Genomic DNA, 23,042 nt, shown 5'->3' on the forward strand with positions numbered 1-23,042 from the left:
TACCGCATCCGCAACAGAGACCTCGGTCGGCAGGTACCGCCAGCCGACCACCACGACCATCGTTAACCATAACAACTAACCATCAAGCAGGGGGTCAGCTTTCGAGCGCCGAGAAAGGGTCAGCATTCGGGCGACGTTGACACCAGGAAACCCAACACGTCGCACGATAAAGCGACGCGTTTAAGTTTTTCGCTGCGATGGTCATGGCGGCCTGGTTACCCGGCGCCTTGCGAGCCAAACCCGGCATATCAGCCTTCGCCCTAACGGGTGTAATTGAGCTTGATAAGCTGGTCGCCTAGGCGAGACGTGTCGGAACACCCATGTGGCGCAAAGACACCGCGCCGATTTCGGCGGCGAAGACATGCCACGATCGCCCGAGGACTGTCCAATCCGGATGAAGCTCGGCCCGCGCGACCGCGTCCAAGCCGTCATCCTCGCCACCAAACCCTACCCCCGGCCGGCTAGGCTGGCGCTGATCCGGTGTCGCCGTTCATTTCGTCCCCTACCAGGAGGCGAAGATGCGCGCCTGGCCCCCGGAACCCTCCTCGTAAGGGATGAGCCCGACGGTGATCGTGGCGCCGTGTGGCGGGACGCGATCGAGGTTGGCCAGATTCTCCAGCCCGTAGCGGTCCGCGCCCAGGAGCACATGGTGCGTGTCGAACGTCGCCGATCGCCCCGAGTCGATGCTGAGCGTGTCCACGCCGAGGCTGCGGATCCGGCGATGCCGCAGCAACCATTCGCAAGCCTCGGGGCTGAAGCCCGGGAAATGCAGGGTGCCCGACGGATCCGTGCCCCGGTAGGCATTCGGGTCACCGACCTTTGCCCCCCAACCGGAATACATAAGCACGGCCGCGTCGCGGGGGATGCGGTCGTGCCGGCGCTCATAGGAGCGCAGGTCCTCGACTGTCACCTCGGCATCCGGGTCCCGCTTCGCGCGGTCGGCGATGTTGATGATGACGGCTGCCAGGACGAGTTCGGACGGCGTCAGTTCGGATGCGCAACGGCCGCCCTTGATGAAGTGCGCTGGTGCGTCGACGTGAGTTCCAATGTGCTCGATGACGCGCCACTCCTGCACGTAATATCCGTTGTCCTCAATGGTGGCGACCGTGCGCCGCACCGCCTCCTCGCCGGGGGCGAACGCCGGGAACGTGGCCGTCAACGGATAGGTGAGATCGCTCAGGCCGCGACTGCCCCTCGGGGCGGTTGCCCGGACGCTCGCGTGAGCTGCCCCGGTCAGGGCAGCGGTGACAGCGGCGAACGCGCCGCCGAAGACGGCCATGCGGCGGGAGAGACCGCCACCGTCGGCTATCGCTGGCTGCTGCGAGCCTTCCTGCGTGCACATCCGTCCAGCCAATCATACGCATGTCACGATGGCCAGTTCACCGACGATGATGCGTATCGAGGAGGGTGCGCGTGCAGAGAGGTTGTGTTCGCCGCCGACCTGCTCCCATAACGGCGGCCGGTCCGAGCCGACATCCGCGCTCTCCACCCGCCAGCTGTGAAGTGTTATGCGTCGCAGCTCAGCGCAGTGCCTGCGGGGTGAACACGTAGCGTAGGAACCAGCCGGGTATCTGGCGCATGAGCGCACGGTTGCCGTGCACATGCACGCCCGGCCGGCGCACGAGCTGCGCCCAGGACAGTTCGCCGAGCCACCAGCGGGTCGCGGGCTCCGTGGGCGTGGTGAGCCAGATGTCGACCGGTGCTCCCGTGTCTTCCCGGCACAGGTTCACGCCGGTGCGTGCGAGGTGAAGCCAGAAGTGCCGGTCCATGGGGGTGCGGTCGGCGAACTCGATGGCCAGCACGACGGTGCGTTCCGGCAGGGCCGCGGTGTTGACCCGGCGCTGCATGTCCCAGGTGAGCGCGGCGGTGTCGAGGTCGCTGTCGGACAGCGCGGCGCTGCCCGTGTCGGTGGCCCACCGGGCAAGCTCCCGCATCACCGGGGCCAGGGCCGCACCCGCCTCGCTGAGCCGGTATTCACCATCGGTGGCCTCGATGACTCCGGCGCTGCACAGGCCGCGTAAGCGTGCGGCGAGCGTGGCGCGCGGAATCCGGGGCAGCCCCCGGCGGATGTCGGTGAAGGTTCTCGCGCCGAGCAGGAGTTCCCGTGCGATCAGCAGCGTCCACCGCTCACCGAGCACGTCCAGGGCCCGTGCCACCGCGCAGAACTGACCGTATCCACCGTTCACCCCGCCATGGTACGGCCCATGGCCGGTTCAAACTTTGAACTAGCGAGCCCGGTCGCGGGAGGCGAGCATCGTGGCATGAGTGTGCTGACCGCGATCGGAAATACGTCCCTTGTCCAGCTGCGCCGGGTCGTGCCGCCCGGCTGCGCCAGGGTGTTCGTGAAGGTGGAGGGGGAGAATCCCACCGGGAGCATGAAGGATCGCATGGCGCAGGCGATGGTCGGCGCCGCCGAGCGCGACGGACGGCTGCGGCCTGGCGGCACCATCGTCGAATACACGGGCGGAAGCACGGGCGCATCCCTGGCACTGGTCGCCGCCGTCAGGGGCTACCGGCTGCGGATCGTGACCTCCGACGCGTTCAGCGAGGACAAGCTGATCCAGATGGCGGCGTTCGGCGCCGAGCTCACGGTCCTGCCAAGCCCCGGGCGGCTCATCACGAAACAACTCATCCGCGACATGATCGAGACTGCGCGGGCGATCGGTCGGGAACCGGCGACCTACTGGACGGACCAGCTGAACAACACCGACAGCATGACGGGCTACCACCCGATGGGCGAGGAGATCTGGGCCCAGACCGGCGGACAGGTCGACGCGTTCGTGCAATCCATCGGCACCACGGCATCCCTGCGCGGGGTGGGCTCGGTGCTGCGGCGTCATCGGCCGGACGTCAAGATCATCGCGGTCGAGCCCGCGGAATCCGCCGTGCTGTCGGGCGGCCCGCCCGGCGCACACCGCATCGAGGGAATCGGCATCGGCTACACCCCGCCGATGTGGGATCCCGATCTGGTGGACGAGGTGATCCCGGTGTCCACAGTGGACGCCGAGGCGATGGCCCGTCGTCTGGCCCGGGAGGAGGGTCTGTTCGCCGGCACCTCCTCGGGAGGCAACGTGGCCGCAGCGATCCGGATCGGACAGCGACTGGGCCCCGGCGCCACGGTCGCCACGCTGCTGGTGGACTCAGGCCTGAAGTACCTCAGCAGCGGCTTGTATGCCCGGCCCACCTGATCAGGGCAACCCTACGCCGGCGTGGTCACCTCGGCGTCGCCGTGCGCCGCCAGTTTGGACTCGGTCGGGTCTGGGCGTAGCCGGCTGAACCTTGTGGCTCAGCGGCCGACGTCAGTGCAGGCCCCAGCGCTGGTTGGTTCGATCGACGCCATAGAAGTCCCAGAGCTGTACCGGCGTGCCGTTGGCGCCCTGCCACTGCCAGGCCGCATCGGCGACGCGGCGGTACATCTTGCTCCGGATGATCATGTTGACGTAGGGATGGGCGTAGTCGAGGTACCAGATCTGGTTCAGCTGCCCAGGACCGTAGCAATCCCAGAGCTGTAGGGGAGTGCCGTTGACACCGCCCGACTGATAGGTGGCATCGAGGCACCGGCCACTCGCCTTGTTCACGATTTGAGTCGCAAGGGGATCAGAGGGGTCGGGATTCCTGAAGTACCACTGCTGGTTGAGCTGTCCGGGGCCGTAGCAGTCCCAGAGCTGCACCCGTGTGCCGTTGCCCCCTATGCCTTCCCATGCGGCGTCCAGGCAGCGATGGCCCAACTCGTTGAGTATCCGAGAGGATTGTTCCTGTTGCGTTGCAGCGCTCGCAGGCGCACTCGAGAACGACAGGATGACGACGCTGACGACCGTCAGTATGTAGCGCATGGGCCCATGCTGAGGCACTGGAGTAAAGCATTGTTCAACGCGCTGTCAGCCGACGGGCATCGTGGCGGAATCACTGCCCTGGATTGGAGTCCCGACAGTCGCTATCTCGCTATCGCAGGTACCGATCAACGGTGCGGATATGGAACACGTTGCGGCGTCCTTCCGGATTCGCCGGTGGATGACGGTGTCGAAACGCTGAGCGGTGAGGCGAAACGATGCCGACGGATACCTGGCAGAAGTCAAAGGGGCCCGAGGCAGACGCCGCATCGCGAAAGCCCGGGCCACCCCGCCAATTAATCCGACCCGCGCAGGCGCCGCGCGGCAAGCGCACGGGCCGCCGGGTCGGGACGGTATCCCATCTCGTGAATCAGTTGCAGCACTTTCTGCCGGGTGTACGGACTGACTCGCGGCATTTCGTTGACGACCCGCGAGACCGTGGTGGTCGAAACACCGGCAGCGTCGGCTACGGCCTGCAACGTAACCATGAGACCCTCCATGTCAAGTGCCTGTGCACGGCAACAGCACCGCCGCCCCCATCGGCGACCTGCTCATGAATGAAACCAATGAAGCTGCCTCGCACAGAGGCACGACTCCTTCCTTCAGCTCGGCTGACCTCAGATATCACCCTAGGCGGACACATAGATGAATTTAAAATTCGACGGTGTCGCTCCGATTCATTCACGCAAAGCGGTGGACTTGCCGCGGTGCGCGTCTGGCAGGTGCGCGAAAGGTGGACGGCAGGCACACGGAAGGCGTGGCGCGGATGCTGCGTCGCGTGAGGCGTTTGGTGATCGTGTGCGGGGTTGGCGCGGTCTTGGCGTTGTTGACCACGGCGATCGTCGTCGGCATCATCCGGGGCGACCCGGCGCGACGGCAACCCGACACGCGGCCCAGCGGTGCTGCCCCCGTTGCCATGACGCCCACGCCGACTCCGGCCCCGTCGCTGGACCTGCCGCTCGTGCCGTGGGACGGCGGCCCCGCGTACTAGGAGAAGTTTCCGCACGCCAAGGCGAACGGCTGGACCGACCCGGCGTTTTTTCCAGCTGCGGTGTGGGGTGCCACGGTCGACACCAAACGCGACACCGAGGTGGACCGCGAAATCGGCATCAACACCTACCTGGAAATCTACGGGAAGCCGAGCCTCGCCGCGATCCGTGCGGCCGGCATGTCCGCGATCCACGGCCACGCCGACGCCGCGGTGGGCAACGAGACGGTCGCGTGGTTCCTGGCCGACGAGCCCGAGCAGTTCGGGCAGGGCTCCGGCGAGGTACTGAATTATCTGAAACGGCACAACGCCAAGTTTCCCAAAGACGGGCGGATGCGATACACCAACTTTACCGGCAACATGGTGCTGCCCAACTACTCGCCGGGGGACAGGGTGGCGTCCGCCTCTGTAAGAAGGCGAAGCGCGAGAAGGAGCGCCCGCAGATCGTCGGCTGCATGAGCTACGGCTTCACCGACGAACCCCCGCCGCACAAGCGGATCCGGGGATGGCCCGCCGTCTGCCGACCATCCCCGGAAGGGGTTGCCTATCAGGTTTGCGGACGGTTGCCGTTGACGACCGGAGGCTCCATGCCGACGAACACGCGTGCGGCGTCAGGACCGATCACGGCGGCGTCCAGGGTGCACGTGTCGAGCCATACCTGCGCGACCCCGGCCTGGCGGCAGGCCGCCTCCGCCCGCTGACGGACCGTCGGGTCGAGGTTGCCCGCGTAGAACGGCGCCGACGGGTTGCCTGAGGCGACCGAGCTGCACGGCAGGAACAGCGACGCGAACGGGTTGACCCGCCAGCTCGCGCCGAACCGGTTGTAGAGGTCGTTGAACGAGATCGGGATGGTGAACTGGGTGCCGTCCCTGGCCTCAAGCCGGTTCGGGTCGTTGTTGGGATTGCCCAGCAGGCCGCGCACCGTCGTCGGCCAGGTGCCGAGGCCGACCTTCACGTTGACGTAGTTGGTGTTCGCGGTGACGCGGATGCTGTTTCCGGATTGGTCCCGTACGTAGTACACGTTGCTGCCGACGCGGTGGATGTCCACCCCGGACGGTAGCCACAGCGATCCGCCGGGGGCCAGGCTCCTGGGCTGCCCGTCGACCACCAGTTTCGTCCCGTCGCACAGGGCCACCCTGGTGTTGCCCATGCGGGTGGCGACCGACCGGTTGACGGAGGCGTTCGGCCACATCGGGGCGCCGGACACCTTGCGGGTCTGCACCTCGAACGAGCTGCCGACCTGTGCCTCCACGAAGTCGCCCGAGGCCTGGAAGTCGTACAGCAGACCGGCGAACGTGTGCTGGTGCGTGTCACCGACCGACTCGGCCGAATCGCAGTTGGTCACGGCACCGCCGGTCATGTTCTCCAGGAAGATGATGGCCGGACCGGGCGGAGTGGCGGGCGGCTTGGGCAGACCGAAGTTGAGGTTGTTGGTCTCCGAGGTGAAGCCCACGGCCAAGCAGTTCGGCGCGGCCGTGCCCCCGTAGTTGATCCTCGTGCGGACGTGGGTGGACGCGCCCGCGTTGAAGGTCGCCGTGGTGCCGCTGCCATAGCCGAACACGTTGAACTCGGCCATGGTCCAGCCCGGCCCGGCATCGACGATGCTGGTGCCCGACGTGGTGTACACGTTCATGCCGTTCTGGAAGACGACGATGTCGTTGGCGCCGCTGACGTCGCCGGACAGCATGAAGCTCGGCATGTTGGTGATCGGCGTGTTGCCCGGAACGATTGCCGCCGGGGTGGCCTGACGGCAGTAGATGCTGCTACCGATCATGAACGTGCTCCAGCCGCCGGGGCATGGCACGTCGTACATGAGAAGCCAGTACTCGATGTAGACCAGGCCGCTGGTGCCGTCGTTGGCGAACACGAACTGCTGCCAGCCCAGGCAGAGCGCCGGGTTGAGCGCACCGGCGCAGGCCGGTGTGTTGAAGAAGTTGGTGTTGAGCTGGAGCGTATAGGCATTGGCCACCGACGGTCCCATCGGCGTGAGCGGTGAGCTCACGCTGGCCACGCCCATGACGTTCTCGAACGTGCCGTACGCCTGGGAGATGAGCCCGGCCGGCGCCTGCGCCACGATGTGGTTGCCGTTGCCCACGGTCAGTGGGGTCGGTCCCGGGGGCCGGGGCGTCATCGGCGTCGTCGGCGGGGCCGCGCACGCCGTCTCCCGCCACGTCAGCCTGGGATAGCCGGCGGTGAAGCATCCCTTCGCCGACGGCTGCGGCACCTTCGCGATCCTCATGTGCCAGGCTTGCAGGTTTTCCGTTGTCGCGGGCGCGCTTTGTGCCACGCCCGCGGGTGCTCCCGTGATCAGCAGAACCGCCAATAAGGTGGCGCCCACCAACCTGTGCGGCAATGGTTTCATCACCGCTCCTTCCATCTCGCCGACCGCTGAATTGCCGGATATCAATACCGAACCAGGCGCAGGTTGTGGCGATGTTGTGATGGCCTTGTGTCCTGCGCCGGTCGTTTCAGGCGCGCTTCAGCGCCGGGTCAGGGGTGGTGGTGAGGATCCTCAGTGCGCGGCGCCAGACCGGCGGCGCGGGAGTTGGAAGTGCCTGACTGTGCAGAACGGCAGTGTGTTGCCCCACGCGCGGCTCGTGCAGAACACGTGCAACGCGGGCGGTGTGACCACGCATCAGGCGTGGCGCTGACACCGGCCATCGTCACCCGAAAGGTCCCCGCAAGTTTCGGTAGATCTCAGTCCCGCTGACTCGTGTCGTCCTTGATGAACCTCGGATCCCGCTCGATTATGTGTGGCAGTTGAACAGGCTTGACACCTGCATCATGGATGCCTTCGTGACGGTGGTTTTTCCACAATATTTCCGGAAGTTCTTGACGCGTCGACGGCGCAGTGCCAATACTGTCGCCGTCGACGGTGTTCTATCTCCGTCGATGCGCCCGTGACCCGTCAACCGGTTGTCGCACGGGCGATCCGCGAACCACCACCGCGTGGTGCGGAGCCAACGTGCGGTGGCTGTCGCCTGCCCAGCGACAGCCTCGCGCGGGTCGTGCCGCGCCGCTGGCCTCCCGCCAGCCGTCCCGAGGAGGAAGCAAGTATGAACGACGCTCCCAGCTATTCGAGTAGCCGCAGGCTCGGACGCCTCAGGGTCATCATCGGCGGTGCCTGCGCTGTTGCGCTGGCCACGGCTGGAACCATCGCGATCCTCTCCAGTCCCGCCCACGCCCAAACCGTGACCCAGAATTCCGAAGGAACCCACAGCGGCTACTTCTATTCCTTCTGGAAGGACAGTGGCAACGCCTCCATGACCATGGGCAACGGAGGTCAGTACAGCACGCAATGGAGCAGCATCAACAACTTCGTCGCCGGCAAGGGCTGGAATCCGGGCACCCGCCGGACCGTGTCCTACTCAGGCAGCTTCAACCCGTCCGGCAACGCGTACCTCACCCTCTACGGGTGGACCAGAAACCCGCTCATCGAGTACTACATCGTCGACAGCTGGGGCACCTACCGGCCCCCGGGCGGGCAAGGTTTCATGGGCACGGTCACCAGCGACGGTGGTACCTATGACATCTACCGGACGCAGCGGGTGAACGCGCCCTCCATCGATGGCATCAGAACCTTCTACCAGTACTGGAGCGTCCGGCAGCAGAAGCGGGTGGGCGGCACGATCAACGCCGGCAACCACTTCGACGCGTGGGCCGGCCGGGGGATGAACCTCGGCAATCACTACTACCAGATCATGGCCACCGAGGGATTCCAGAGCAGCGGGAACTCCAACATCACCATTGGCGGTACCACCCCTCCCACGTCGCAGCCGCCCGGTGGCGGGTGCTCGGTCAGCGTGAGCCGGGCCGACGAGTGGAGCGACCGGTTCAACGTGAACTTCTCGGTCAGCGGCACCAACAACTGGGTCGTCACCATTCGCACCAACGGCAGCCAGAGCCTGCAGAACAGCTGGAACGCGTCGATCAGCGGCACCAGCGGCACGCTCACGGCGCGCCCGAACGGCAACGGCAACAACTTCGGCATCACGCTCTACAAGAACGGCAACAACACCACACCAAGCGCGAGTTGCGCGGTCGGCTGACCCGACGCGTAGTTGGTGGGGCGCCGATGATCGGCGCCCCACGGCTCATCCGGTGATGTGCAGGATCGCATCGGCTCCGTCGACGGTCGCCTGGTCGAGCGGGAAATAGCCTTGCTGCGGCGTGGTGTCCGTGCGCTTGCGCGCCGAGGACACCTCGGCGGCCGGGATCAGGCCCCAGCCGGTGATGCGGCGCTGCAGCAAACCCTCGAAGGTGTCCGGCTCGGGCTCCCCGAGCTTGATGGCCGCACTGCGCCCGAGGCTCGCCGCGACGAAAAAGTAGCGCTCGAACCGCAGGGAGTCGACGATGGCGCCGGCGCCGGACCAGGCGGCGCTCTTGTCGCCCAGGCTCCAGGCGCTCCGGCTTCGTTGCAGGTGAAGGTTGTGCGCGAAGAGCATCGTCGGGCCGCGACGGGCCTCGGCACCGCGGATGTCGAGCAGATTGCGCGCCATCAACGTGTCGCGGGTGGTCAGCAGGAGGCTGATCCGATCGCTCTGCCCGAGGGGCTGCGCCGCCTGCCAGTGATAGTGCAGCAGCCCAAGGCCGGCATCGAGGTGCGTCCTGGCCCGCAGCCACTCGTCGCGCGAGGTCTTCGCGATCAGTTCCGGTGCGCGGGCGTAGAGCCTCGTGAGCAGGTCCTCGCCGATCGCGCGCAGCCGCTCGGCTTCGGGCGTCGCGCCCATCGACATGGCGAAGTCGAGGATCGCCTCGGCGCGGCCCCAGCGATGGTCGTCCCCGGCGATGCCCGCGATGTCGAGGTTGTCGATCTGCAGATAGTCGCGGGCGTGCTCGAAATACCTTCTCGGGCTTGGTGCGCTGGTGTTTTCGGTGGGGGCGTCGAACCCGTGGAAGGTCAGGCGCTCGTGCGGTGGCCGGGTTTGGTTGTACTCCCGCATCCAGGCGACCAGCCGACGATTGGCCTCCAAGGCCCCGAAGTCGTGGGAGAAGCCTTCGTTCATCACCGAGTCGAGGCTTCCGGTGCCGTGCGATATGTAGTCGTTGACGGCGAACGCGGCCACGCGATCGGTCTCAAGGGCGATCGAACGGAAGCCGAGCTCGACCAGCTGGGCGAACAGAACGTTGCGGACCGCGCCGAAGGCGGGCTCCTGGTGGGTCGGCTCGCCCAGGGCGAGAAGGTCACATGGCTCGGATATGAGGTCTCGAATGTGCTGGCTCATGTGGCTCAAACGTACCATTGAAACTTCGGTTGAGACTTTCAGATGGTACCGTGCACGGCCTCGCGCTAAAGTTTCAAACCGTGCGACCATCCGACCTGGCCCGCGAGCACGGGCTGTCGACCCAGGCGGTCCGCAATTACGAGCGGGACGGGTTCATCCCGCCCGCTGAGCGCACGCGCAGCGGTTACCGGGTCTACACCGAGGTTCATGCGGCCGCGCTGCGGGCCTATCTGGCGCTCGTCGCGGCGTACGGCTACCCGGTCGCCGGCCAGGTCATGCACGCGCTGCTCACCGACGCGCTCGACGACGCGCTGATCGTCATCGATCGCGGTCACGGCCAGATGCTGCGCGACCGCGACACGCTCGACGCGGTGCGAGAGGCGATTGGTGACCTGCCTGCCGGGCCGGGCAGCGCCGTGGGCTCCAGCGAAGGCGTGTGGACCATCGGCGAACTCGCGCGCCGGCTCCGGGTCACCCCGGCCACCTTGCGCAAATGGGAAAGCGCCGGCATCGTCGCCCCCGCACGCGATCCGGCCACCGGCTACCGGGTGTTTCGCGCGAGCGACACCCGCGACGCCGAGCTGGCGCACCTGCTGCGGCGCGGGGGATACCCGCTGGACCAGATAGCCACCGTGGTCCAGCAGGTCCGCACCGCGGGCGGCACGCAGGCGCTCTCCCGCGCCCTGGATGACTGGCAGCGACGGCTGACCGCGCAGGGCGTCGCGATGCTCCACGCCGCCTCCCGGCTCAGCCATTACCTGAGCGTTACGGCGAAATGAGCTCAGTGCCGCTGTCGCAGTGAAGCCACGACTGGGTCCATGGGCCCAGACCCGAGAAACCGCAGGTTTGGGCGACGCTATGGACCGCGTGGGTGGTCAGGCCCGCGACCGTGATGTCGGCCGTACCGCCGTGGGTGTGCGTGCTGTCTCCCGCACCGCGCAGCCGGGCCCGATGCGCGGTGCTGTGGAAGCCGTTGGTCACGTGGACCACGCGGCCGTCGAGCTTGTGGCGCAACGCTTCCAGCTTGTACATCAACCGCCGCGTGCGCTCGCGCACGGTGGCCTCGTCCGCTGTGCCGCCGGCGAAGCCGCTTCCGTCCGGCGAGGCGAACTGGGCCCACTCGAAACTGATGGTGGATCCGTCCGGCTTCGCGAGCGCCATCAACCGATCGTGCGTCGCCGCGTCGACCACGCCGTCCGGGGGCAACCCATGTGCGCGCTGGAAACCCCGTACCGCATCATGGGTTGGTTTGTCGAAAACTCCGGTGATCGGCAAATGCGTGTGCCACCCGGCAACACGGATCTGCACCTCTTGCACCGTGAGCTTCACCGCCGCCTCCGCGGGCGATCCGCCGATGAGCGCACCGGCCGTGCCCAGTCCCACGGCGGCCAGCACCGTGCGGCGCGGAATCAACATCTCAGACATGCCGCTCACCCGTAACACATCGCGAACGCTTGACGCACCCAGCCGACGTTCTCCGCGATCTGCGGCCCGGCCGAGGCGAGATCTTCCAGGGCAATCGTGTTGCGGTTGAATCCGGTGGTCGTCCACTGGCCGCCGGGGCCGTAGCCGACCGCGACGTTGTTGCGCATGCGGATGGCCGGGGGCGCGCTGTTGCGCACGTCTATGAGCACCGCGGTGTGCTGGCTGCCCGGCACCGCGCTGTCGATGAACGTGCAGTTCTCGACGAGGCAACTGTCTCCCGTGCCGGGTGCGGTGCCAGCGCCGACCCGCAGGGCCGGTCCGTGCACGGCGTTGAAGACGCAGTCGCGCACCTCCATCGCACCGTCAATGGACACCACGAGTCCGTAGCAGTCCCGGTTTTTGCCGTCCGGATGCACGTTGGCCCAGTTGCGCACCTCGTTGTTGAACCGGCTTGGATAGTTGGGCGTGTTGTCCGGGGCGGCGGGGATGATCTGCTGTCCGTAGTGGAACTCCGCGCCGATGACCCGCACGTTGCCGGTGACTTGGCTCGGCGTGCGCTGGCCGTAGACCCGGCCGCTGATCGTGCAGTTGCGCACGCTGGCGCTGTCGCCGTTGATGCCGAACGCCCGCTGATACTGCATGCCGCCGCAATAGACGCTGAAATCCCGTTCTACGACAAGATTTTGCAGTACCACTCCGGCTGCGGGATTGATCCGGCCGACCGCGCTGTGTCCGGGGTCGCGGATGTAGCACAGCTGGTTGCCGGCGCTGGTGCGCCCGCGCACCAGCAACCCGTTGACCCGTGCGCTGGAGTGGATGCGCAGCGCGTCGGACTGCCCGGTGCTGTGCTTGGCGTCGATCTCGTAGTACGGCTTGCCGGTGACGCGCATGTCCCAGCGCGGCGACACCTCGATGGCCGTGAACGTGTCGAAGGTGGAGTGTGCCCGCAGGTCGAGCACCGGCAGGTAGGGGCTCAGCACGTCGGCCCGCGCCTCGAACCGGCCGTCCGTGCAGCCACCGCGGATCTTGAATGCGCCGAAGCCGCCGCCGATCACCTTGACCGTCTCGTCGACGTGCCACCCGTTGGACTGCTGGATGGTCAGGAATCCGAGCTCGAAAACGACCGCTGCCGCGGCCGACAGCTGGGCCAGCACGGTGACCCCGCCCCACACGGTTGCCGGGTTGCCCTTCGGACAGAACACGAACAGCCGCCCGCCGGTCGGAGCCGGATCGGGCTCGGTCACGTCGGGGTCCGGCCACACCTCGGGCGGGGTCAGCTGGGTCCAGGCATGGGTGCCGTCCTGGCCCAGCGTCGCGAAGCTGCGCGCCTCCCACAGCTCGTTGTATGGGTCCCACGCCGACGGGACAGCGGTCACGCTGCCGACGGTGAGCGGGTTTCCGCCCCGCCACACCCGCACGATCCGGCCGATCGGCCTGCTCGGATCGGCGACGTCGCGAGTGGTCACCCAGATCCCGGTCGCTTGACCGGACGGGACCCCGTTGTTGTTCGTCACGTGAGGACAGTTGGCTGTCGCCGCGTTGTAGGTGGTGCCGTTGCGGTACACCTGAACGAAATCGGTCGTCTGGTTGAGCACGTCCAGATCGGTGAAGTGCCACGGCAGGTCGGGGTTGTGCGCCCGCATCGACCAGCCGTCCGGCACGTCGAAGTCGCCGATTCCCTTGCCCAGCCGTTGCGAGAACGAAGCCGCCCGCGCCATGTTGAACTGCCCGACCACGAAACAGGGCCGGTCCGGCGCGGCGACCGCCGCCGAGAGCTGCCTGGCCCGGGTGAACGTCCGGACGCGGGTCTCCCACGTCCTCCCGTCCCGCGTATCGTCGCCGTCACCACTGACATAGATGTCTCTGACTGCCACGAGTATCTATATTCCGCTTCGATCATGAAGTTGATGCCGCGACACGCCGTCGAACATGGACGTAAGTTCATATTCGACGGGGAGGGGGCCGGCGGGGTTTGCGGCGGCGGGGCTCCTGCCAGCCCAGCGCCAGTCTGGTGGCGAACACGCTGACCAGCGACAGCGCCCCGAGCATCACGACGGCGGTCCACAGCGACCTCGGCTCGTGCTCCCACAGCGTGTCCGGCTGCGCGGTCGGCGTGATCCGCTGGAAGTCCACAATGGACGCCACGGCCGCGTAGCCCCAGCGGGCGGGCGCGAGGTATGACATCTGTTCCAGCCCTTGGCGTCCCACCAGGGTGAACAGGCCACCGCAGAACACCAGCTGCGCCATGACCGTGCCGACGAGCACCGGCATCGTCTGCTCGGTGCTGGACACGAGCGCGCTTGCCATCAGGCCGAGCGTGGCCGAGGCGAAGGCGGTCAGCGCGATCGCCAGGATCACCTCGACGGTGGGTTGCCCCAGGACCAGCGCGTCCAGGGGCCCGGCGCGGCCGGCCAAACCCAGCCCGACGAAGACCGCGGACTGCAGCAGGCAGATCACGCCCACGACAAGCAGCTTCGAGCCGAGATATGCGCTGGGGGACAGGCCCATGGCCCATTCGCGCTCATAGATCGGCCGTTCGGCGACGAGCTCACGGACGCTGACCGTGATGCCCATGAACGCCGCGCCCGTCACGAAGACCACCAAAAGCTGGGCCGCCTCGTTGAGGCCGTCCGCCGAGTGCGGGTCTGCGAGCCCGGCCGAGCCGGGCACCGCATGCGCCATCAAGGCCAGCGCCAGTGGCACGCCCACGGTCAGCACGGCGAACATCCGGTCGGCGGCGGCCACCGCAACCATGCGGGTGGCCAGGACCCACAGCTGACGCAGGCGGGACGGTCTGCGTGGCGCGTCTTCCATCGAGTCGAGTTGACTGCCGGGCGTCATGGGCGGCAGGGGATCCGGTTGGTACTGCTGCACCCAGTAGTCGGGATCGCGCCGAACCTCGTCGAAGGCGTCCGAGTAGCCGGTCGCCTCGAAGTGAGCCAGCAGACCCGCAGGCGGCCCGTAGTACACCACCCTGCCGCCCGGGGCCAGGAACATCACGCGGTCGCACAGGTCGAGATGCAGGAAGTTGTGCGTCGTGAGGATCACCGTGCGGTCGTCGCATGCCAAGGCGCGCAACGCGTTCATGAGGTCCCGGTCCGACGCGGGATCCAGGCCCGCGGCCGGTTCGTCCAGGCACAGCAGCTCCGGACCCGTCAGCAGCTCCAGCGCCACGGAGGACCGCTTGCGCTGACCACCGGAGAGCACCGAGATGGGCTTGTCGGCGTGTTCGGTGAGGCCGGCCTGTTCCAGCACGGCGTTGATCCGGTCTTCCCGCTCCTCGGCGGTGGTCTCGGGCGGGCTGCGCAACGCGGACGCGAACCGCAGCGCGCGGCGCGTGCTCAGCTGGCGGTGGATCACGTCGTCCTGCGGCACGTAACCGATGTGCCGGCGCAGCTTCTGATAGTTTCGATAGAGGTCGATGCCCTCGTAGCGGACCTTGCCATATTGCGCGGGCCGGATGCCGCTCAGCGCGGCGAGCAGGGTGGACTTGCCCGCGCCACTCGGCCCGATGATGGCCACGAGCTGCCCCGGATCGATGCTGAAGCTGACCTTGTCGAGCACGCGGGTGTCGCCCCGCACCACGCTGAGCTTCTCGGCGAGCAGCTTGCTCGGACCGGCATCGGTGTCGTCCTGGGCATCGGCGTATTCGAGCAGCTGATCGTCGACGTAGCGGAACGTGTGCCGGCCGATCGAGAACTCGTCGCCCGGCGTGAGGAACGCCCGCTGCACGCGCTGTCCATTGAGGAACGTGCCGTGGCGGCTTCCGGCATCGCTCAGGAACACCTTCCCGATCACCCGGCTGATCCGGGCATGGTGGCGCGAGACCATCAGCTCGTCGATGACGATCGTGTTGTCCGCCTCCCGGCCGATCCAGACCGGCTGGTCGAGCGCATGGCGCGCGATCAACACCTGCTCCGCGGCGACGGGAGGCGACTCGGGGCCGGAGACCATGGTGGACTCGTTGCCCGCCCCGCGATGCCGCACCGGAAACAGGGTGACCGCCGGACCGCCGTCGGCCGCCGCGAGCCGCACGGTGGTCAGGCCCACCACCGGCACCTGAGACGTGACATTGCCATCCCACCAGAGGCCGTGGGAACTCTCGTCATACAGCACCCATCCCGCCTTGGTGTTTATCAAGACGGCGTGGGCCGGGAGCACCCTCGGGTCATCGACGACCACATCGGAACGCCGGCTGCGGCCAAGCACGACCGTCCGCTGCGGGGGGAAACGCAGGCGCGTGCCGTCTGCTGCCTCGACGACGATGTCCGGTTGTCGTGGCTGTCCCACCGATCGGTCCTCCCGCAATGGCCTTCCGCCGGAGCGAGTCGTGCTCAAGGCTCCCCCATCGTAGGGGCTGCATCGATGGTTGGCGACCGGTGGCGGTCCCGTGCGCAAGCGCCGATGTGGGCGGCGGTCGGCGGTCGGGCTGATGATCGCCAAGTCGCATTTCCGTCAGTAGCACTGACACCTAACGATCAATGAAGCACGCTGGGACCCCAGCAGCTGGCCGCCGCCCGGACAATGGCGGGCGTTACTGTCGGGGAGCCTAATGAGGACGGACAAAGCACGGCCGTCGGCCCGTGAGGGTTCCCGCGCATCGTCGCCCAGCTTGCCCAAGGGGGGCGGGGCGATCCGCGGCATCGGGGAGAAGTTTGCTGCCAGCCCGGTGACCGGCACCGGCTCGATGTCGGTGCCGGTGGCCACGAGTCCCGGTCGTGCGGGGTTCGGTCCGCAGCTGTCGCTGAGCTACGACTCCGGCTCGGGCAACGGGCCGTTCGGGTTCGGGTGGAGCCTGTCCACGCCGTCGATCGCGCGCAAGACCGACAAGGGGCTGCCGCGCTACGACGACGTGGCCGAGTCGGATGTGTTCGTGCTCTCGGGCGCCGAAGACCTGGTGCCCGTGCTCGTGCAGGGCCCGGCGGGCAAGTGGGTGCGCGAAGAGCCGCCCCTGCGCACGGTCGGCGAGGCGACCTATCGCGTCACCCGTTACCGGCCGCGCATCGAGGGGCTGTTCGCCCGGATCGAGCGCTGGGCGAACACCGCCGACCCGGCGGATGTGTTCTGGCGAACCATCTCCGGCGACAATCTCACCACGTGGTTCGGCAGGACCGCAGAGAGCCGCATCGCCGACCCGGCGGACCCGAGCCGCATCTTCAGCTGGCTGATCTGCCAGAGCCACGACGACCGCGGCAACGTCATGGTCTACGGCTACAAGCCCGAGGACTCCGCCGGAGTCCCCGAGGACGCCGCGCACGAACAGCACCGCACGGACGCATCCCGTTCGGCGCAACGGTATCTCAAGCACATCCGCTACGGGAACCGCACGCCGTACTTTCCGGATGCGTTCGAGTCACCGCAGGGGGCCTGGCATTTCGAGGTCGTGTTCGACTACGGCGAAGACGACGCGGGTGTGTGGCCCGTGCGCAAGGATCCGTTCTCGTCCTACCGCGCGGGCTTCGAGGTGCGCACCATGCGCCTGTGCCGGCGCGTGCTCATGTTCCACCACTTCCCGGACGAGGCAGGGGTCGGGGGCGACTGCCTGGTGCGCTCGACCGACTTCACCTACACAGACGACGCCGTGTACACGTTTCTGCGTGCCGTCACGCAGCTGGGCTATCGCCGCAACGACAGCGGCGGCTACGACCAGCGCGGGCTGCCGCCCGTCGAGTTCGAATACACGCAGCCGGTCGTGCAGGACGTGGTGGAGGAGGTCGACCCGCGCACCCTGGACAACCTGCCCATCGGGCTGGACGGCACCACCTATCAGTGGACCGACCTGCACGGCGAAGGCATCCCGGGCGTCCTGACCGAGCAGGCCGACGCGTGGTTCTACAAGCCCAACCTGAGCCCGCTCGACCCGGTGGCGGCTCGCTTCGCGCCGCTGGAGGCCGTGGCGCTCAAGCCCAATGTCGCGCTCGGCGGCGGGGCGGAGCTCATGGACCTGGCCGGTGACGGGCTGCCCGACATCGTCATGATGGCCGGCCCGACCCCCGGACTGTACGAACACGACGGTGCCCAGGGCTGGAAGCCCCTGCGCCCCTTCGCCTCCCGGCTCACCCACGAGGCGGACCACCGGTTCGTCGACCTGTCCGGCGACGGGCGAGCCGACGTGCTCATCGCCGAGGACGACGGCTTCGTGTGGCACGAGTCGCTGGGCGAGGACGGTTTCGGCGCGGCGCGGCGCGTCATCGGACCGCGCATCACCCAGCCCATGTATCTCGCCGATCTCTCGGGAGACGGCCTCACCGACATCGTCCGCATCCGCAATGGCGAGGTCTGCTACTGGCCCAACCTCGGGCACGGCCGGTTCGGCGCCAAGGTGACAATGGACGACGCGCCCTGGTTCGACCACCCCGACCAGTTCGACCCCGAGCGTATCCGCCTGGCCGACATCGACGGCAGCGGCACCACGGACATCATCTACCTGCACCGCGACGGCGTTCGCCTGTATTTCAACCAGTCGGGCAACGGCTGGAGCCAACCGGTGGGCCTGAACGCCTTTCCGCGCATCGACGACGCGGCGAGCATCGTGCCCACCGATCTGCTCGGCAACGGCACCACGTGCCTGGTGTGGTCGTCGCCGTGGCCGGGCGACGGGCGGCGGCAGCTGCGCTACGTCAACCTGATGGGCCGCAAGCCCCACCTGCTGAGCAGGTCGAGCAACAACCTGGGCGCGCAAACCCGGGTCGAATACGCGCCGTCAACGAAGTTCTACCTGCAGGACAAGCTTGCCGGCCGTCCGTGGCTCACGCGGCTGCCGTTTCCGGTGCACGTCGTCGAGCGGGTGGAGACCTACGACCACATCAGCCGCAACCACTTCGTCACGCGATACTCCTATCACGACGGTCGCTTCGACGGCGAGGAGCGCGAGTTCTGCGGCTTCGGCATGGTGGAGCAGTGGGATACGGCCGAGTTCGAGGCGCTCGTGCCCGCGGACAACGTCGACGCCGCGTCGCACGTGCCGCCAGTGCACACCAAGACGTGGTTCCACACCGGTGTCCACATCGGACCAGGCAATGACAACGCGACCCTCACCGCACAGGAGGAGCGCGAGGCGCGTCGCGCTCTCAAGGGAACGATGCTGCGCCAAGAGGTCTACGCGGACGATGCCAGCCCGCGCGCCGGCAACCCGTACTCCGTCATGGAACAGAACTTCGCCGTCCGCACGGTGCAACCGTCGGGGCCCAACCGGCATGCCGTCTTCTTCGCCCATTCCCGTGAGGCAATCAGCCATCACTACGAGCGCAATCCGTCCGACCCGCGCGTGCAGCACGCGCTGACACTTCAGGTTGACGATTTCGGCAACGTGCTCAAGAGCGCCGAAATCGGCTATGGGCGGCGCACGCAGATCCAGGTCGTCGATGACGAGGGCAACGTGAGCACCGTGCCCAATCCCGGCCTCGCCGAACTGTCCGAAGACGACCGTGCAAAGCAGACAACGACGCTGGTCACCTACACCCAGAGCCGGGTCACCAACGCCATCGAGGCCCCGGATACGCACCGCAATCCGCTGCCCTGCGAGTCGCGCACCTTCGAGCTGACCGGCCGCACGCCCACTGGAGCCGAGGGCCGGTTCCGCGCCGAGGACATCTTGGACGCCGCCCCGGAGGAAGCCCCTTACGAGTGGACGCGCACGCTCTACCGCCGCGACGACCTGAACGGGCTCTTGCAGCTGGGCGATCTGGAACCGCTCGCCCTGCCCGGCGAAAGCTACGAGCTCGCCTTCACCCCGGGTCTGCTCGGGCAGGTTTATGGCGATCTGCTGCCGGCTCCGGACGTGGTCCTCGCAGACCTCGGCGGGTACCGGAAAATCGATGATCAATGGTGGGTCGCCTCGGGACAATCCTTCCACAGCCCGAACCCCGCCGACGGCCCCGCCACCGAGCTGGCGCAGGCGCGGCAGCACTTCTTCCGGCCGCGCCGGTTCCGCGATCCGTTCGGCCAGGACACCACCGTCACGCTCGACGCTTACGACCTGCTGATGCTCGAAACGCGCGACCCGCTCGGCAACCGCGTGACCGCCGATGCCAACGACTACCGGGTGCTGCAGCCGCGCCTGGTCAGCGACGAAAACGGCAACCAGTCCGCGGTCGCCTACGACATCCTGGGCCTGGTCGCGGGCAGCGCGGTCATGGGCAAGCCGCTCCCCGCTCCGGCCGAAGGCGACACATTGGACGGTTTCACCACCGACCTCACCCAGGCCCAGCTCGACGATCTCTTCGACGGCGCCGACCCGCACGCGGCCGCGACCGCACTGCTGGGCGATGCCACCACCCGCATCGTCTACGACATCGACCGCTTTCGCCGCACGGGTCAGCCAGCCTGCGCGGCGACGCTCGCCCGCGAGACCCACGCCAATGCGCCATTGCCGCCGCATGGCCTGCGAGTCCAGCTCGGATTCTCCTATTCGGACGGTTTCGGTCGCGAGATCCAGAAGAAGGCGCAGGCCGAGCCCGGCCCGGACGCGAAACCGCGCTGGGTGGGCAGCGGCTGGACCATCCTCAACAACAAGGGCAAGCCGGTCCGCGAATACGAGCCGTTCTTCAGCGCGACGCACCAGTTCGAGTTCGGCGTGGCGGCCGGGGTCAGCCCGGTGCTGTTCTACGACCCCGCCGAGCGCGTCATCGCCACGCTGTACCCGAACCACACCTATGCGAAGGTGGTCTTCGACCCGTGGCGGCAGACCACCTACGACGTCAACGACACGTGCACGGCCGATCCCCGCACCGACCCGGACATCGCCGGTTTCGTGGCCGAATACTTCAAGGCGCAGCCGGACTCGTGGCAGACATGGCACGCGCAACGGATCGGGGGCGCGCTCGGGCTTGACGAGCAAACGGCGGCCCAGCGCGCGGCGGCGCACGCCGACACGCCCGGCACCGCGCATTTCGACGTGCTCGGCCGCCCGTTCCTGACCGAGGCACGCAACCGGGTCGTGTGCCCCGGCCACGACCTGGACGGCCAGGAGGACACGTTCGTCACGCGGGTCGAGCTCGACATCGAGGGCAATGAACTTCAGGTGGGCGACGCCGCAGGTCGAATCGTGGTGCGCTATGCCTACGACATGTTGGGCAACCGCATCCGCCAGGACAGCATGGAGGCGGGCACGCGCTGGATGCTCGGCGACATCGACGGCAACGCCATCCGCGCCTGGGACAGCCGTGGGCACACGTTCACCACGACCTATGACGCGCTGCGGCGGCCGGTCGAGCAGACCGTGCGCGGGTCCACAGTGGACTCCGACCCGCGCACGCTCGGCCGCGACATCGTGTTCGACCGGACCGAATACGGCGAGGGCGTGCCCGCAGCCGAGGCGCTGAACCTGCGCGGCCGGGTCCACCGGCGCTTTGACGCCGCGGGCGTCGCCGTCAACGATGGCTACGACTTCAAGGGAAACCCGCTGTGCAGCATCCGCCGGCTGGTGCGCGACCACACGGCCCTGCCCGACTGGAGCGACGATCCAGAGCTCGACAACGAGACCTTCGCGAGCGTCACCCGATATGACGCGCTCAACCGGCCGGTGCAGGTCATCGCGCCGCACAGCAGCCTGCCCCGTGCCAAGCGGCACGTCCTGCAGCCGGTGTTCAACGAGGCGAGCCTGTTGGAGCGGCTGGACGTGTGGGTGGAGCGTCCGTCCGAACCGGACAGTCTGCTCGATCCGGCCGCCGAGCCACCGTCACCGGTCGGCGTCGCCAACGTTGATTACAACGCGAAGGGTCAGCGGGTACGGATCGACTACATCAACGCAGCGGGCACGTCCTACACCTACGACCCGCTCACGTTCCGGCTCACGCGGTTGCAGACGCAGCGCGGCGCCGACCACGTCCAGGATCTGCACTACACCTACGATCCTGCGGGCAATGCCGTCCGCATCCGTGACGACGCGCAGCAGACCGTGTTCTTCAACAACCGGCGTGTCGAACCGAGCACCGACTACACCTACGACGCGCTCTATCGGCTCGTCCAGGCCCACGGCCGGGAACACCTCGGCCAGGGCGGCGCGCCCATCCCGCACTCGCCCGACGACGCGGCCCGCATCAGGCTGGCACATCCGGGCGACGGCAACGCCATGGGCACCTACATCGAGCGTTACGTCTACGACGCGGTCGGAAACTTCCTGCGGATGCAGCACCGCGGCAGCGATCCGGCCCATGCCGGGTGGACGCGCGCCTACGACTACCTTGAGCCCAGCCAACTTGACCCGTCGGCGACGAACAACCGGCTCAGCCGCACCACGCTCCAGCCCGATGTCGTGGAGCCGTACCAGCACGACGCGCACGGCAACGTGACCAGCCTGCCGCACCTGGGCGGGATGCACTGGGACTTCAGGGATCAGCTGCGCCGGGTCGACCTGGGCGGCGGCGGCACGGCCCACTACGTCTACGACTCCACGGGCGGCCGCATCCGCAAGGTGTGGGAGAAGGCGCCGGGCCTGGTCGAGGAGCGCATCTATCTCGGCGGCTTCGAAATCTTCCGCAAGCACGGCGGCCCGATCGGGCCGGACACCGCGAAGCTGGAGCGCGAAACCCTGCACGTGATGGACGACAAGCAGCGCATCGCACTGGTCGAGATGCGCACGCTCGATGCGGCGGGCGACGACCCGGCACCCCAGCGGCAGATCCGCTACCAGTTCGGCAACCATCTCGGCTCGGCCTGCCTGGAGCTCGACGACCAGGCGCAGGTCGTCTCGTACGAGGAATACGCGCCGTACGGCAGTTCGACCTACCAAGCGGTGCGCGGTCACACGGAAACGCCGAAGCGGTACCGGTACACAGGAAAAGAAAGAGACGAGGAGAGCGGGCTCTACTACCACGGGGCTCGGTACTACGCCTGCTGGCAGGGTCGGTGGATGAGCTGCGACCCGATCGGCATCGCCGACGGGCTCAACCTCTACGCCTATGTGGGCGGCAACCCCGTCGGCAAGTCGGATCCGTCCGGCACCAACGGCCAGCCCGGCGGTGGCGGCGGTGATGACGCGATCGCGTTCCAGCCGCATGGCAAGTCCGGCATGAAGAAGAAACCGGTCACCATGGACATCGACGAGCCGAACGCCGTGGGGGAGCGGGGCATCTCGCAGACCGACGCGCGCGCCCGGGCCACCGACGTCAACAACCGGCAATTCCTGGACGCGCCGACCAACCGGCAGACCAAGCATCTCGGCACGGACGCCCGAGTTTCCGGCCAGGGCGGCACGGTGTCGGTGGCCAACGACCCGAACGCCTTGCTGAACCGCAGGTTCGGCCAGATCACCGAGATGCGCGACATCTTCAACCAGGCGATGGGCAAGATAAAGAATCCCAACAAGCTCACGCCCACGCAGCTGAAGGAAGCCATCAACAAGAACATCTGGGACATCATCAAGAACGGCACCGGCCAATCGGCCCAGCAGGTGCGCGACGCGCTGCAAAAGCTCGGGTTCGAAAACGTCAAGGGTCAGGGCTATGTGCTGCGCCGTCCGCCCACGACCGGAGGTTCGTCGACGCTCGCCCAAGGGCTTTCTAAGGTTGACGCCGATGTCGACGCCCGCACGGGCGTGGTGGTCGACGGTCCCAACACGAAGGCCGCGGCGGC

At 67.5% G+C, this 23,042-nt stretch carries 15 protein-coding genes; 6 read left to right on the forward strand and 9 right to left on the reverse strand.

Annotation, left to right across the window (positions count from 1 at the left end):
* Nucleotides 1-502 precede the first annotated feature (502 nt).
* Nucleotides 503-1,342 (reverse strand): cyclase family protein, encoded by an 840-nt coding sequence (locus tag DM816_RS26290; protein WP_117213079.1) that lies wholly within the window; start codon nucleotides 1,340-1,342, stop codon nucleotides 503-505.
* Nucleotides 1,343-1,520: 178 nt separating this feature from the next.
* Nucleotides 1,521-2,186 carry a winged helix-turn-helix transcriptional regulator gene (locus DM816_RS26295; RefSeq protein ID WP_117213080.1) on the reverse strand — a complete coding sequence of 222 codons (666 nt, stop codon included), beginning with the start codon at nucleotides 2,184-2,186 and terminating at the stop codon, nucleotides 1,521-1,523.
* 75 nt (nucleotides 2,187-2,261) lie between these two features.
* Here DM816_RS26295 and DM816_RS26300 point away from each other — a divergent pair, with 75 nt between their 5' ends.
* The gene (locus DM816_RS26300; RefSeq protein WP_117213081.1) at nucleotides 2,262-3,188 is read left to right on the forward strand and encodes a PLP-dependent cysteine synthase family protein; all 927 of its coding nucleotides are present in this window, start codon (nucleotides 2,262-2,264) and stop codon (nucleotides 3,186-3,188) included.
* A 111-nt stretch (nucleotides 3,189-3,299) separates the two neighbouring features.
* On the opposite strand, the gene DM816_RS26305 is transcribed toward DM816_RS26300, so the two are convergent.
* Complete coding sequence (locus DM816_RS26305) at nucleotides 3,300-3,833, reverse strand: RICIN domain-containing protein (RefSeq protein ID WP_117213082.1); 534 nt, start codon at nucleotides 3,831-3,833, stop codon at nucleotides 3,300-3,302.
* A 293-nt stretch (nucleotides 3,834-4,126) separates the two neighbouring features.
* Complete coding sequence (locus DM816_RS26310) at nucleotides 4,127-4,318, reverse strand: LacI family DNA-binding transcriptional regulator (RefSeq protein ID WP_117213083.1); 192 nt, start codon at nucleotides 4,316-4,318, stop codon at nucleotides 4,127-4,129.
* 290 nt (nucleotides 4,319-4,608) lie between these two features.
* On the opposite strand from DM816_RS26310, the gene DM816_RS26315 reads away from it, so the two are divergent.
* Nucleotides 4,609-4,821, forward strand: a complete 213-nt coding sequence (locus tag DM816_RS26315; protein ID WP_162907852.1) for a hypothetical protein — start codon at nucleotides 4,609-4,611, stop codon at nucleotides 4,819-4,821.
* Between the two features lie 60 nt (nucleotides 4,822-4,881).
* Nucleotides 4,882-5,277 (forward strand): hypothetical protein, encoded by a 396-nt coding sequence (locus DM816_RS26320; RefSeq protein WP_117213085.1) that lies wholly within the window; start codon nucleotides 4,882-4,884, stop codon nucleotides 5,275-5,277.
* Between the two features lie 88 nt (nucleotides 5,278-5,365).
* Here DM816_RS26320 and DM816_RS26325 read toward each other — a convergent pair whose 3' ends face one another.
* Nucleotides 5,366-7,180, reverse strand: coding sequence for a VWD domain-containing protein (locus DM816_RS26325; RefSeq protein WP_162907853.1), 1,815 nt, complete (start codon nucleotides 7,178-7,180; stop codon nucleotides 5,366-5,368).
* 694 nt (nucleotides 7,181-7,874) lie between these two features.
* On the opposite strand from DM816_RS26325, the gene DM816_RS26330 reads away from it, so the two are divergent.
* Nucleotides 7,875-8,867 carry a glycoside hydrolase family 11 protein gene (locus DM816_RS26330; protein ID WP_117213087.1) on the forward strand — a complete coding sequence of 331 codons (993 nt, stop codon included), beginning with the start codon at nucleotides 7,875-7,877 and terminating at the stop codon, nucleotides 8,865-8,867.
* A gap of 45 nt (nucleotides 8,868-8,912) precedes the next feature.
* Here DM816_RS26330 and DM816_RS26335 read toward each other — a convergent pair whose 3' ends face one another.
* Entirely contained in the window at nucleotides 8,913-10,043 is a 1,131-nt protein-coding gene (locus tag DM816_RS26335) for an erythromycin esterase family protein (RefSeq protein ID WP_117213088.1), read from the reverse strand.
* Between the two features lie 50 nt (nucleotides 10,044-10,093).
* Between DM816_RS26335 and DM816_RS26340 the strand changes: the two genes are divergently transcribed.
* Nucleotides 10,094-10,822, forward strand: a complete 729-nt coding sequence (locus tag DM816_RS26340; RefSeq protein WP_246002265.1) for a TioE family transcriptional regulator — start codon at nucleotides 10,094-10,096, stop codon at nucleotides 10,820-10,822.
* Here DM816_RS26340 and DM816_RS26345 read toward each other — a convergent pair.
* The 3 genes from DM816_RS26345 to DM816_RS26355 form a co-directional block, all read right to left on the reverse strand.
* Complete coding sequence (locus DM816_RS26345) at nucleotides 10,809-11,468, reverse strand: peptidoglycan-binding protein (protein WP_162907855.1); 660 nt, start codon at nucleotides 11,466-11,468, stop codon at nucleotides 10,809-10,811. The two genes, DM816_RS26340 and DM816_RS26345, sit on opposite strands and share 14 nt — an antisense overlap.
* Before the next feature lie 5 nt (nucleotides 11,469-11,473).
* Entirely contained in the window at nucleotides 11,474-13,342 is a 1,869-nt protein-coding gene (locus DM816_RS26350; RefSeq protein WP_117213090.1) for a hypothetical protein, read from the reverse strand.
* A gap of 67 nt (nucleotides 13,343-13,409) precedes the next feature.
* Nucleotides 13,410-15,758, reverse strand: a complete 2,349-nt coding sequence (locus DM816_RS26355; RefSeq protein WP_162907856.1) for an ATP-binding cassette domain-containing protein — start codon at nucleotides 15,756-15,758, stop codon at nucleotides 13,410-13,412.
* A gap of 322 nt (nucleotides 15,759-16,080) precedes the next feature.
* Here DM816_RS26355 and DM816_RS26360 point away from each other — a divergent pair.
* Nucleotides 16,081-23,042: SpvB/TcaC N-terminal domain-containing protein (locus tag DM816_RS26360; RefSeq protein WP_281274366.1), on the forward strand; the 6,962-nt coding region annotated here is incomplete at its 3' end.

This window comes from Allorhizocola rhizosphaerae (assembly GCF_003426775.1).
In the GTDB taxonomy this organism is placed as follows: Bacteria; Actinomycetota; Actinomycetes; order Mycobacteriales; family Micromonosporaceae; genus Allorhizocola; species Allorhizocola rhizosphaerae.